15 protein-coding genes are annotated in these 12506 nt (G+C 60.4%); 7 read left to right on the top strand and 8 right to left on the bottom strand.

Features of this window, described 5'->3' with window-relative positions:
* Window positions 1–49: 49 nt before the first annotated feature.
* On the top strand, window positions 50–1396 hold the full coding sequence (locus tag GIW48_RS09885; protein ID WP_017136160.1) for a class II 3-deoxy-7-phosphoheptulonate synthase: 1347 nt from the start codon (window positions 50–52) through the stop codon (window positions 1394–1396).
* 171 nt (window positions 1397–1567) lie between these two features.
* Here the strand turns inward: GIW48_RS09885 and GIW48_RS09890 are convergent, their stop codons facing one another.
* Both GIW48_RS09890 and GIW48_RS09895 read right to left on the bottom strand, forming a co-directional pair.
* Window positions 1568–2785, bottom strand: coding sequence for a winged helix-turn-helix domain-containing protein (locus GIW48_RS09890; protein WP_236461088.1), 1218 nt, complete (start codon window positions 2783–2785; stop codon window positions 1568–1570).
* Between the two features lie 45 nt (window positions 2786–2830).
* Entirely contained in the window at window positions 2831–3037 is a 207-nt protein-coding gene (locus GIW48_RS09895; protein ID WP_026013616.1) for a DUF1127 domain-containing protein, read from the bottom strand.
* 70 nt (window positions 3038–3107) lie between these two features.
* Here GIW48_RS09895 and GIW48_RS09900 point away from each other — a divergent pair, with 70 nt between their 5' ends.
* Complete coding sequence (locus GIW48_RS09900; RefSeq protein WP_032865497.1) at window positions 3108–3989, top strand: LysR family transcriptional regulator; 882 nt, start codon at window positions 3108–3110, stop codon at window positions 3987–3989.
* On the opposite strand, the gene GIW48_RS09905 is transcribed toward GIW48_RS09900, so the two are convergent.
* A complete protein-coding gene (locus GIW48_RS09905; protein WP_017136156.1) occupies window positions 3979–4728 on the bottom strand; it encodes a sulfite exporter TauE/SafE family protein in 750 nt (249 codons plus the stop codon). The two genes, GIW48_RS09900 and GIW48_RS09905, sit on opposite strands and share 11 nt — an antisense overlap.
* Before the next feature lie 108 nt (window positions 4729–4836).
* On the opposite strand from GIW48_RS09905, the gene GIW48_RS09910 reads away from it, so the two are divergent.
* The 3 genes from GIW48_RS09910 (at window position 4837) to GIW48_RS09920 (ending at window position 6989) form a co-directional block, all read left to right on the top strand.
* Complete coding sequence (locus GIW48_RS09910; RefSeq protein ID WP_017136155.1) at window positions 4837–5787, top strand: LysR family transcriptional regulator; 951 nt, start codon at window positions 4837–4839, stop codon at window positions 5785–5787.
* A gap of 79 nt (window positions 5788–5866) precedes the next feature.
* Complete coding sequence (locus GIW48_RS09915) at window positions 5867–6319, top strand: MarR family winged helix-turn-helix transcriptional regulator (RefSeq protein ID WP_017136154.1); 453 nt, start codon at window positions 5867–5869, stop codon at window positions 6317–6319.
* Between the two features lie 250 nt (window positions 6320–6569).
* Window positions 6570–6989: an organic hydroperoxide resistance protein gene (locus GIW48_RS09920; RefSeq protein WP_056857183.1), complete on the top strand. Its 420-nt coding sequence runs from the start codon at window positions 6570–6572 to the stop codon at window positions 6987–6989.
* A gap of 67 nt (window positions 6990–7056) precedes the next feature.
* On the opposite strand, the gene GIW48_RS09925 is transcribed toward GIW48_RS09920, so the two are convergent.
* Both GIW48_RS09925 and earP read right to left on the bottom strand, forming a co-directional pair.
* Window positions 7057–7629 carry an elongation factor P gene (locus GIW48_RS09925; RefSeq protein WP_017136152.1) on the bottom strand — a complete coding sequence of 191 codons (573 nt, stop codon included), beginning with the start codon at window positions 7627–7629 and terminating at the stop codon, window positions 7057–7059.
* A 49-nt stretch (window positions 7630–7678) separates the two neighbouring features.
* Window positions 7679–8812 (bottom strand): elongation factor P maturation arginine rhamnosyltransferase EarP, encoded by a 1134-nt coding sequence (gene earP / locus GIW48_RS09930; protein ID WP_017136151.1) that lies wholly within the window; start codon window positions 8810–8812, stop codon window positions 7679–7681.
* A gap of 132 nt (window positions 8813–8944) precedes the next feature.
* On the opposite strand from earP, the gene GIW48_RS09935 reads away from it, so the two are divergent.
* A complete protein-coding gene (locus GIW48_RS09935; protein ID WP_026013615.1) occupies window positions 8945–9325 on the top strand; it encodes a hypothetical protein in 381 nt (126 codons plus the stop codon).
* Between the two features lie 12 nt (window positions 9326–9337).
* Entirely contained in the window at window positions 9338–9820 is a 483-nt protein-coding gene (locus GIW48_RS09940) for a GreA/GreB family elongation factor (RefSeq protein ID WP_069788694.1), read from the top strand.
* Between the two features lie 135 nt (window positions 9821–9955).
* On the opposite strand, the gene cysB is transcribed toward GIW48_RS09940, so the two are convergent.
* From cysB to GIW48_RS09955, 3 genes are all read right to left on the bottom strand, one after another.
* Window positions 9956–10930, bottom strand: a complete 975-nt coding sequence (gene cysB, locus GIW48_RS09945) for an HTH-type transcriptional regulator CysB (protein WP_003189876.1) — start codon at window positions 10928–10930, stop codon at window positions 9956–9958.
* A gap of 103 nt (window positions 10931–11033) precedes the next feature.
* On the bottom strand, window positions 11034–11534 hold the full coding sequence (locus tag GIW48_RS09950) for a universal stress protein (RefSeq protein WP_017136149.1): 501 nt from the start codon (window positions 11532–11534) through the stop codon (window positions 11034–11036).
* 48 nt (window positions 11535–11582) lie between these two features.
* The gene (locus GIW48_RS09955; protein ID WP_017136148.1) at window positions 11583–12500 is read right to left on the bottom strand and encodes a 5'-nucleotidase; all 918 of its coding nucleotides are present in this window, start codon (window positions 12498–12500) and stop codon (window positions 11583–11585) included.
* Between the last annotated feature and the right edge of the window lie 6 nt (window positions 12501–12506).

The following is a 12506-nucleotide window of genomic DNA, read 5'->3' on the forward strand; positions in this document are numbered from 1 at the left end:
TTGCTGCTAACATTGGCGCCCGACCGTCAATCAACCTATCGAGTTCATGATGAGCCAACCCTGGAGCCCCGACAGCTGGCGCGCCCTGCCGATCCAGCAACAACCCCAGTACCCGGACGCTGCGCACTTGCTGCAGGTGGAGCAAAGCCTGGCCAGCTACCCGCCACTGGTGTTTGCCGGGGAAGCCCGCGAATTGCGCCGTCAGTTTGCCGAAGTGACCCAGGGCCGCGCCTTCCTGTTGCAAGGTGGTGACTGCGCCGAAAGCTTTGCCGAGTTTTCTGCGGCAAAAATCCGCGACACCTTCAAGGTGCTGCTGCAGATGGCGATCGTGATGACCTTCGCCGCCGGTTGCCCGGTGGTCAAGGTTGGACGCATGGCCGGCCAGTTTGCCAAGCCGCGTTCGGCCAACGATGAAACCATCGACGGCGTCACCCTGCCCGCCTACCGTGGCGACATCGTCAACGGCATCGGCTTCGACGAAAAAAGCCGCGTGCCAGACCCGGACCGCCTGCTGCAGTCTTACCACCAGTCCACTGCCACCCTGAATTTGCTGCGCGCGTTTGCCCAGGGCGGGTTTGCCGACCTGCACCAGGTGCACAAGTGGAACCTGGACTTTATCGCCAACTCCGCGCTGGCCGAAAAATACAGCCAACTGGCCGATCGCATCGACGAAACCCTGGCGTTCATGCGCGCCTGCGGTATGGACAGTTCGCCGCAATTGCGCGAAACCAGCTTCTTCACCGCCCACGAAGCGCTGCTGCTGAACTATGAACAGGCCTTCGTGCGCCGCGACAGCCTGACCAACGACTACTACGACTGCTCGGCCCATATGCTTTGGATCGGCGACCGCACCCGTCAGCTGGACGGTGCCCACGTCGAGTTCCTGCGCGGGGTCAACAACCCGATCGGGGTCAAGGTCGGCCCGAGCATGAAGCCTGAGGACCTGATCCGCCTGATCGACATCCTCAACCCGGACAACGACCCAGGCCGCCTCAACCTGATTGCGCGCATGGGCGCCGGCAAGGTCGGCGACCACCTGCCCAACCTGATTCGTGCGGTACAGCGCGAGGGCAAGCAGGTGCTGTGGAGTTCGGACCCGATGCACGGCAACACCATCAAGGCCAGCAGCGGCTACAAGACCCGCGACTTTGCGCAGATTCTTGGCGAGGTGAAGGAGTTCTTCCAGGTCCACCAGGCCGAGGGCAGCTATGCCGGCGGGATCCATATCGAGATGACCGGGCAGAACGTCACCGAATGCATTGGCGGCGCGCGGCCGATTACCGAAGATGGCTTGTCTGACCGTTATCACACGCATTGCGACCCACGGATGAATGCCGATCAGTCGCTGGAATTGGCGTTTTTGATTGCCGAGACGTTGAAGCAAGTCAAACGCTGACTCATGGGTTTGATGGGCTTGTTGTGGCGAGCGGGCTTGCCCCGCGTTGGGTGGCGAAGCCACCCTGAAACCAGCCAGCCCGTTCTTCCAGATATACCGAGGTGTTTGTAATGGGGCTGCTTCGCAGCCCAACGCGGGGCAAGCCCGCTCGCCACAAAAGCCCTCGACAACTCATATTTGCAACATCGCCACCCGAAGCCGCACCGCGCTCGGCCGCTGGCAGTTGAGCTGCACCTGCTCCAACCCAAGCCAGCCCGCCATCTGCCGCAGATTCAGGGCCAACGCCTGCATCCCTTCCTCATCCAGCCCCGGTTCTTCTTCATGTACCGCGTGTACCGCCAGGCGCCCATTGGCGCGTTCGGCGCGCAGGTCAACCCGCGCGGCAATCCGCTCATTGTGCAAAAACGGCAGCACGTAGTAGCCATACACCCGTTTGTGTTGCGGGGTGTAGATCTCCAGCCGGTAACGAAAATCGAACAGACGCTCGGTGCGGCTGCGCTCCCAGATCAATGAATCGAACGGCGAGAGCAAGGCGCTTGCGGGCACTTTGCGTGGCACTTTGGGTTCAGGCAGGCAGTAAGCCGCCTGCTTCCAGCCCTGCACCTGGCACACCTGCAACTGCCCATCCTCGACCAACTCGGCCAGGCGGCCACGGCTGTCGGCGGGGTCCAGGCGGAAATAGTCGCGCAGGTCTTTTTCGGTGGCGACGCCCAATGCAGTCGCGCTGTGCAGCAGCAAACCGCGCTGAGCTTCGGCTTCGCTCACAGACGCTTGAAGAATATCGGCGGGAATGACCCGTTCCGGCAAATCATAGAGCCGCTCAAAACCGCGCCGGCCCGCGACGGTGACCAAACCGGCGGCGAACAGCCATTCCAGTGCGTGTTTTTCCTCACTCCAATCCCACCAGGGGCCGGCACGCTCCTCGCGGGTCGACAAGCTGCCCGCACCCAATGCGCCTTGCTGCTCGACGGTGTGCAGCACGCGCTGAATGGTGGCCTGCTGCTCACGCCCAAAGCGCGCCATCTGCGAATAGATGCCCTGCCCTAACTTTGCCCGCTCCATGCGCCAGCGCATCAACGGGTACAGCGCCATGGGCAGCAAGGAGGCCTCATGGCCCCAATACTCAAACAACGAGCGGCGCCGGCCCTGGCTCCAGGCAACGTGTTCAAGGATCAACGGGGAGTAATGGCCCAAGCGCGAAAACAGCGGCAGGTAATGCGAACGCACCACGGCGTTGACCGAATCGATCTGCAATACCCCCAACCGCTCAATCAAACGGTTGAGGTGCGCAGCCTTGATCAATGCTGGCGCTTGGCGCCCGGAAAATCCCTGGGCCACCAGCGCCATGCGGCGTGCTTGCTTGAGGGAAAACGACAGGTCGACGGGCATGGGTCTCTCCGTGTGAGCTCGCCGACCACCCTACTGCATCCTGGCTTATTTTCGCAGCGGGTCTTGCCAGAAATGCAGATGACGCTCCTGCTCGACATCGCTGCGGTTAAGCCCAATATCCTTAAGCGCTTCATCGCTCAAGCTTGCCAGGGCATGGCGCTCCTCATGCAGCGCCTGCCAGCGGGCAATGCTGCGAAGCAGCACGGAAAACGGGCGCTTGCCCAGCAACACAAAACCTTTCTGACCTTTCATCTTCTCGCCCTCCAGTGGGGATGGCGCAAGTGTGTGCCTGGCCTTATGATCAATCCAACGAATGTTTCTTATGCAATACATCTCTGAGATTGATCAATTGTCCAGCTACCCAAGCATTGACACCGACGTACTGCGCACCTTCGTCGCCATCGCCGACCAGGGCGGTTTTACCCGCGCCGGCGAGTTGGTCAACCGCACGCAATCGGCGGTGAGCATGCAGATGAAGCGGCTGGAAGAAGACGTGCTGCAACGCAAGTTGTTCGAGCGCGATGGCCGCCAAGTAAGGCTCACGCCGGAAGGCGAGGTATTACTGGGTTATGCACGGCGCATCCTGAAACTGCACAGTGAAGTGTTCAACACCTTGCGCGAGCCACATATGGTGGGATTGGTGCGCATCGGCACGCCGGATGACTACGTGATGCGCTTTCTGCCGGGCATTCTCAAACAGTTTTCCAAGGCCTACCCGCTGATCCAGATCGAGATGCACTGTGAGTCGTCATCGGTGTTGATGCAGCGCAGAGACTTGGCGCTGACCGTCATCAGCCGTGAACCCGGCAAGGAAATCGGCGAGTTGTTGCGCACCGAGCGCATGGTGTGGGCGGCCGCGCCCTGCTTCTGCGTGGACGAGCACGATGCATTGCCCCTGGCCGGTTCCGGTACTGACTGCCTTTACTACCAGTGGACCCGTGCAGCGCTGGATGCGGCCGGGCGTGATTATCGCATGGCCTACCACAGCTCTAATGTGGCGGCGATCCAGGCGGTGGTTAACGCTGGCCTGGCAGTGATGGTGTGCATGGAAAGCCTGGTGACCGACGACTTGCGAATCCTGAGCAGCGACGACGGCTTCCCGCCACTGCCCTCGATGAACCTGCACTTGTTACGCAACCCGGCAATGACCTCGCCGATCACCGAATGCCTGGCGCAATACATCGTCGAAGGCTTCAGACTTTAAAGGTCAACATCACCGCGCACACCGCCAGGAAAGCGCAGAACAGCCCGCGCAACACACGCTCCGGCAACGCATGGGCGACTTTCACGCCCCAACTGATGCTCAGCAGGCCACCCACCGCCAGCGGCACGCCGATCATCCAGTCCACCTCATGGTGCCAGGCGTAGGTGACCAGCGTCACACTGGTGCTGGGCAATGCCAGAGCCAGCGACAAACCTTGCGCAACCACTTGGGTGGTGCCGAACAGGCTGGTCAGTACCGGCGTGGCAACCACCGCGCCGCCCACGCCGAACAAGCCGCCCATGGAACCGGACGCAGCACCCAGCACGCCAAGCCATGGCCAGGAATAACGCATTTGCGCAGACGGCGGTGCGTTGCGGGTGAACAGGCGCAGCAGGTTGTACGCCGCCAGCGTCAGCAAGAACGCGATGAAGCCGATGCGCATGGCCCCGGCGTCCAGGCCCACCGCCCAGATCGAACCCAGCCAGGCAAAGCTGAAGCCCATGACCCCCAGCGGCAGCGCGTGACGCAATTCAATCCGGTTGCGTTGATGGTAACGCCACAACGCCAGCATCACGTTGGGCACGACCATCACCAAGGCCGTGCCTTGGGCAATCTGTTGATCCAGGCCGAACAACACGCCCAGTACCGGAATTGCGATCAGCCCGCCACCAATGCCAAACAAGCCGCCGACCGTACCGAGCGCCGCGCCCAATACCAGATACATCGCCAAATCCATCACCGCTCACCACTCCAGAAGCCCAGGCCTTGCATGCTACGCAGTCGGCTATAGCGTGGAAACGCACAGCAACGCACAATGGCTGTGCCAATCTCGCATAAGCGCACACCCATGAACCCCAACACTCTGACCGAGCAACTGAGCCTGTTTCTGGATGTATTGGAGACCGGCAGTTTTTCCGCCGCCGCGCGCCGCCACCCACTGACACCCTCGGCGGTAGCGCGGCGCATCGACAGCCTGGAAAGCTCGGTGGGCAGCCGCCTGTTCCAGCGCAGCACCCACGCGGTGCTGCCCACGCCGGCGGGCCTGGCCTTCGCCGAGCGGGCGCGGCGGATCGTCAGCGAATTGCAGCTGGCCCGTGCCGAAGCCGTGTCCTTGAGCCATGCGCCGGAAGGCTTGATCCGGGTGGACGCCCCGGCCGCCTTTGGTCGACGGCACTTGGCGCCGGTAATTGCCGACTTTTTGAATGTGTACCCTGGGCTCGATGTGCACCTGCACTTGATCGACAGCTTTGTCGATATGCAGGGCGCGCACCTGGGCAAAGTCGATTTGGTGCTGCGCGCCGGGCATATCGTTGACACTCGCCTGGTGGCCACGCCCCTGGCGAGCATTGTGCGCATCGCCTGTGCCAGCCCGGCATACCTAAAAAGCCATGGCACGCCCAGCCACCCACGCGAGCTGAGCGAGCACGATGGCCTGGACTGGGACGGCCTGGCGCCGATGTTCGCGTGGCGCTTCGAACTGGATGGGCGCCGCACCCTCTACCGGCCGCGGCGTATCCGCATGAGCGCCAACAACGCCGAAGCCCTACTGTCTGGCGCCCTTGCCGGGCTGGGTATCGCCCACCTGCCCACGTGGCTGGCCAGCGAATACCTGGTGCGCGGCGAGTTGCTGCCGCTGTTTTGCGAAAAAGGCCTGCCCAGCCCGGAAACCGCTGGCATCTACGCGTTGCGCCTGGAACAGCAACCGAATGCGCGCAGCCGTTTGCTGCTGGAATACCTCAAATCGCGTTTCAGCCCTGTGCCGCCATGGGATCTGGCGCTGCAAAGCGGCCTGGTCTGACCGGTGCGCCAGAATTATCTGGCGCATTAAAGGTTTGCCCGCTAGATTCCTGGGCATACACGCTTTTTAAGGCAGCACCATGAGTAAAAATCCCAACCCGTGCGAAAACCTGATGCTGGACAACCAGCTGTGTTTCGCCCTGCACTCCACCTCGTTGCTGATGACCAAAGTCTACAAGCCGCTGCTACAAGCCCTCGGCCTGACCTACCCGCAGTACTTGGCCATGATGGTGCTGTGGGAAGAGGATGGCTTGACCGTCGGCGAAATCAGCCACCGCTTGCTCACCGACCCGGGCTCCCTCACGCCATTGCTCAAACGCCTGGAAGCCGAAGGCCTGCTCAGCCGCACCCGCAAGCGTGAAGATGAGCGGGTGGTGGTGGTGGAACTGACCGAAGCGGGACGTGCCTTGCAGGAAAAGGCGATGGGGATTCCGCAGTGCATTCTGGGGGCGAGCGGTATGCAGCTTGAGCAGTTGCGCAAGCTGCAGGCGGATCTGATTGCGTTGCGTAGTAATTTGCAGGGCGCTGTCTGACGCGATTTTCCAAACACTAAAAATCTGAATGTGGGAGCGGGCTTGCCCGCGATAGCGTTGTGTCAGTCGCCAGATGTGCTAACTGATTCACCGCCATCGCGGGCAAGCCCGCTCCCACATTTTGGGATCTTTGTACTCAACAAAACATTTTTTATATTTATCTTGCGCGCTAAATATTAGCGCTATATATTCGCCTCACCAACTACTTAGCGCGCAAACATTTAGCGCTAAACAACAAGAGGACGATACCATGCAAACGCTCTATACCGCAGTAGCCACCGCCACCGGCGGCCGTGATGGTCGCGCTGTTTCCAGCGACAACATCCTCGACGTCAAACTCTCCACCCCAAAAGAACTGGGCGGCGCTGGCGGCCAGGCCACCAACCCCGAGCAACTGTTCGCCGCCGGCTATTCGGCCTGCTTTATCGGCGCGCTGAAATTCGTCGCCAGCCAGACAAAACGCAAAATCCCGGATGACGCCTCGATCACCGCCCACGTCGGCATCGGCCAAATCCCCGGCGGTTTCGGCCTGGACATCGACCTGCACATCAGCCTGCCGGGCCTGGCACAAGACGAGGCGCAAAGCCTGGTCGACGCCGCGCACCAGGTCTGCCCGTACTCCAACGCCACCCGTGGCAACGTCGATGTGCGCCTGCACGTGACGGTCTGATTTACAAGCGCGCACAAAAAAGCCCGACACCAGGTCGGGCTTTTTTTGTCGTACGGTTTGGCCAGAATTACTTCTTGGCGCGACCTTTGTACGAACCACCTTCACGGGTGTCGATCTCGATCATGTCGTCGATTTCGATGAAATCAGCAACCTGCAGCTCGGTACCGTTAGCCAGTTTGGCAGGCTTCATCACCTTGCCCGAAGTGTCGCCGCGAGCGGAACCTTCGGTGTAGGCAACTTTACGCACGATGGTGGTCGGCAGCTCTACGGAAACCAGACGGTCTTCGAAGAAGATCGCTTCGCAGACGTCTTCCATGCCTTCTTCCACGAACGGCAGAACGGCTTCGATATCTTCAGCGTTCAGCTCGTACATGGTGTAGTCGGTGGTGTCCATGAACGTGTAGGTGTCGCCGCTGATGAAGGACAGGGTCGCTTCTTTGCGGTCGAGGATCACGTCGTCCAGTTTGTCATCGGCGCTGTAGACGATCTCGGTCTTGTAACCGGTCAGCAGGTTCTTCAGCTTGGTCTTCATGATTGCGCTGTTACGACCAGACTTGGTGAACTCAGCTTTCTGAACCAGCCAAGGGTCGTTTTCGAGACGGATCACTGTACCGGGTTTCAGTTCTTTACCAGTTTTCATTGCATATATCCGAAATTTGGATGGGATTTACAAAATTCAAGGTGGCGTATCATATCCAACTTTCATAAAACTGTACCAGCGCCGTCGCAAGATCGGCCTGCAAGCCTTGTTCCAGACACCAGGTTTGCGCGTGCAGGTGTACCTCCGGCCAGTGTTCCATGAGCATTTTCCACGCTTGTGCCATATCGCCATCAGCGTTCCAGGCTTGCCACAGGGTCACCACAGCGACCTTGGCGGCGGGCGACAACGCGGCGGTGTACAGCGCCAGAAAGGCGTCGAGCTTGTCCAGGTGGATGTCTTCGTCCTGGCGGTAGATGTGCCACAGCAACGGCCGCCCCGCCCATTGGGCACGCACGAACGAGTCTTCGCCGCGCACGGCGTTGAAGTCGCAGCACCACAGCAGGCGGTCATATTGTTCCTGGCGCACGAACGGCAGCACCTGCACGGTCAGCGCATCGCGTTGATGCACATCGCCCACCGCCAGCGCCTCGACATCGAGCCAGCGCTGCACGTCGCCGAGGATGCGGCCTTCCGGCACCAACAGATGAGTGGCATGCCCATCCGTCGCCAACACGTCCAGCCAGCTGGCGAGCCCGGCATTTTCATAGGCAAACAACGACATCAGCCGCGCACCGGCTGCCGGAACGACGCCTATCGACTGCAGGAATTGTTGTCGCGCTGCGCCGTCATGCTGAAATGCCTGACGCTGCTCCAACAACCCGCCTTCACGCAAAAGCCCGCCCGTGCCCGGACGAAACCCCGGAAAGAAGAAGTACTTTTGCACGCCCTTGAACTTCACCGACGGCAGGCGGTGGCAACCCACCACCCAGTCTTCGGCGCTGAGGTAATCCAGGTTCATCCACAACGGCGTGCGTTCGCGCGCGGCCATGGCCTCCATATAATCGGGCGGCAACTGGCAAGCGAAGGCGGCGATCACAACGTCGGCGGGTGGCGTCTGCGGCCAGTCGGCCGACCAGTGACGCACTTCAACGCCTTCCTGCCATTGCTGATCGCGCTGCACCTCGATTTCGGGGCACATGCGTTCGAAGGCGCGCAGGTCGTCGACCCATAAGCGCACTTCGCACGCATGCTCAACCACCAACTGCCGGGCCAGGCGCCAGGTCACGCCGATGTCGCCGTAGTTGTCGACGACGCTGCAAAAAATATCCCAGCGGGCTTTCATTCCGGGCTCCAACATTCAAAGGCTCGATTGTCCGCATAAATGCGCCGATGCAGAAGGCTTGATCGCGATTATTCTGCACAGTGGCTGTGCGACAATCGCCGCCACGCCGTCAATGCCTGCCAGGAGGCCAACATGTCTGAACGTCCGTTGTCGCTGTTCAAGCTCAGTGCTGCCGTGGCCTTTGGCCTGTGGCTGGGGTTTATCGCCATTGTGCTGACCGCCTGGCTGGTCTCGCGCTACCTGTTCCCGCAAAGCCTCGCACCCGTGGCTCAAGCGGTTCAACAAGCCGTTCAACAGATGGGCAAACCGGCCGCTGTGGCGCCGGAGCCGCCGAACCGTATGTTCGAGCAATACACCGAGAACCTGCGCAAGCAGGAACAACAACAAACCCTGGACCAGGCGCGCAACAATGCGCGCAACCTGTCTAACCCCAAATGCCAGTTCTGGCTGCAACAAGACCAGAACGCGCCCAATGAAAAGAGCAAGGCGAATGTCCTGCAATTTTGCGAATGACCCAGCACACCCATGAATAAACATGCCGTTCACCAGTTGATCCTGGAAAAACTCAGCGTCGACCTCGACATCGCTCAGCGTGCCGCACAGACCGCCTACGAAACCGCGACCCACGAAGAAAACATCGCGGAGAACAAGTACGACACCTTGGGGCTGGAAGCTTCCTACCTCGCGGCCGGGCAAGCCAAACGCGTCGAAGAGATCAAGCAAGCGCTGGCGTTGTGCCAGAACCTGCAACTACGCGCCTACGATGATCAACGCGGGATTGAGGTCGGCACGCTACTAGGCCTGGAGGACGAGAACAGCCGCCAGCAGTGGCTGTTCCTGGCGCCGGATGCGGCAGGCTTGAAAGTCGATGTGGTGGGCCAGCCGGTGACCGTCATCACCCCGCGCTCGCCCCTGGGCAAAAGCCTGCTGGGCAAGTTCGAGGGTGATGAGGTGGAGATTCTGGTGGCGGGCGCCCGGCAACACTTCACGGTTACCGAGGCCAAGTAAACCACTCTAAGCACAGGGGCTTACCGTGGCGAGGGAGCTTGCTCCCGCTCGGGTGCGCAGCGCCCGCAAGCTTTTTGGGGCCGCTTCGCAGCCCAGCGGGAGCAAGCTCCCTCGCCACACCTGCAATAATCAATATCAGTGGACGGGCAATTCAACGCCGTCAAACAGCTCTTCCAGTTCCTGCTTGTTATGGCACTGGATCGCCTTGGCCATGACTTCACGGGTCAGGTGCGGTGCAAACTTCTCGATGAAGTCGCACATGAAACCACGCAGGAAGGTGCCACGGCGGAAGCCGATCTTGGTCACGCTGGACTCGAACAATTCGCTGGCGTCGAGCACGACCAGGTCTTTATCGAGGTTGGTGTCGACCGCCATTTTGGCGACGATACCCACACCCAGGCCCAGGCGCACGTAGGTCTTGATCACGTCGGCGTCAGCGGCGGTGAACACCACTTTCGGCGTGAGGCCGCGATGGCTGAAGGCTTCATCGAGCTTGGAGCGGCCGGTAAAGCCGAACACATAAGTGACGATCGGGTATTCAGCCAGGGCTTCGAGGGTCAGCTTCGGCAGCTTGGCCAACGGGTGGCCCTGGGGCACGACCACGCAACGGTTCCAGCGGTAGCACGGCATCATCACCAGGTCGCCGAACAGCTCAAGGGCTTCGGTGGCGATGGCAAAATCGACGGTGCCGTCAGCGGCCATCTCGGCGATCTGCATCGGCGAACCCTGGTGCATGTGCAGGGCCACATCGGGGTATTGCTTGATGAAATCGCGGATCACCGGCGGCAAGGCATAACGCGCCTGGGTGTGGGTGGTGGCGATCGACAGGGTGCCTTTCTTCTCGTTGGAGAATTCCTGGGCGATCTGCTTGATGCTTTCGACTTTGCGCAGGATCTCGCCGGCGGTGGTGATAATGCGCTCACCGGCCGGGGTCACACGGGTCAGGTGTTTGCCGCTGCGCGCGAATACTTCGACGCCCAGCTCGTCTTCGAGCAGGCGGATCTGCTTGCTGATACCGGGTTGCGAGGTGTAAAGGCTTTGAGCGGTAGCGGAAACGTTGAGGTCGTGGTGCGCCACTTCCCAGATGTAGCGCAGTTGTTGAAGCTTCATATATGTCCCTCAAAGCGGATAGACGCCACGGGTATCAGCGACGGTATATAACTATATTAAAGGTCAGACAGATAAATCTAGAACTTTTTATCGTTTTTACCCATCACGTGTCATCAGTGCGTCGACGCTGCAGCGACGGCACCATGTAAACCGGCACTGTGGCCAGTTGCAGTACCCGCGCCGCCGTGCGCCCAAGCGGTGTGGCGGTCGCGGTTGTGTGGCTATGACTACCTACGATCAACAGGTCAACGGAAAGTTTACGCAGTTGGTCGAGAATCACCTCGCACGGGTCCCCCTGGATCACGCGCACCGAGCGAATCAACTGCAGGTCTTGCTCGCCCTCCCCCAACTCCTCGCGAAAACTGTCGAGCACCCGTTGCTCAATGGTCGCCATCACCGTGTTCAGGCCCTGGCTCTGCCATTCACTCAGGGCCTTCTCATCAAGGTAGCTTTGCAACACCGATTCGGCGAACAACCCGATCGGCTCGACCACATGAATCACATACAAATCCGCCTTGAACGTCCGGGCCAGCGCCAGCGCATGTTGCATGACATACGGCGCATACAGACCGAGGTCCGTGGCATACAACATCGAACGAATCATAGAACCTCCTGGACTGCCAGGATGGCGGGGATTGATTGAGCTTAGCAGCTAGCTCTCGGTCTGGATTTTCAACTCATTGCTGATGCCATGGGGCACATGCCCGGTGGTTACCACCTCCCTGGCTTTCTCACAATGACCGGCCTGGTCGTCGAAAAACACATCGGCGGCGAACGCCTCCAAAAACGCGGATTTCTCCAGGCCGCCAAGGAACAGTGACTCATCCAGGCGGATGTCCCATTCGCGCAAGGTGCGAATCACCCGCTCATGGGACGGCGCCGAACGCGCGGTGACCAGGGCGGTGCGGATCGGGCAGGCGTCGTCCGCGAACTCGCGCTGCAACAGGTTGAGCGCCGCCAGGAAGCCCTTGAACGGACCGCCGTGCAAAGGCTCGCGTGCCGACTCGCGCTCGCTGGCATGAAACGCCTCTATCCCACCGACCTGATACACGCGCTCCGACTCATCGGAAAACAGCACCGCATCGCCGTCGAATGCAATGCGCAGTTCTTCACTCGATGCCCGGCGCGCGCCGCCGGACAGAATCGTCGCCGCAGCGAAACCAGCATCCAGGGCGCTGCGCACATCTTCAGCATGGGTCGACAAAAACAAATGGCAACCAAACGCGGCCAAATAAGGATATGGACTACGCCCTCCTACGAAAGCGGCGCGGGAAATATCCAGGCCGTAATGCTGGATCGAATTGAACACGCGCAAACCGGTGTCGGCGCTGTTGCGTGACACCAGCACCACTTCGACGCGGGCACGCCCGAGGCTGGCGTTAAGGCTAAGGAGCTTTTTGACCAGCGGGAAGGCGTCGCCGGGTTCGAGGGTTTCTTCCTCGTGTTCGATCTGGTATTTGCGATACGCCTCCACCCCTTCGTTCAGGTAGATCTTGTGGCTGTCGCTCAGGTCGAACAGTGCCCGCGACGAAATCGCCAGCACCAGTTTGTCGCCCAATCCTTTCGCCATAGTGTT

This window comes from Pseudomonas sp. PA-6-3C (assembly GCF_021605825.1).
Lineage (GTDB): Bacteria > Pseudomonadota > Gammaproteobacteria > Pseudomonadales > Pseudomonadaceae > Aquipseudomonas > Aquipseudomonas edaphica.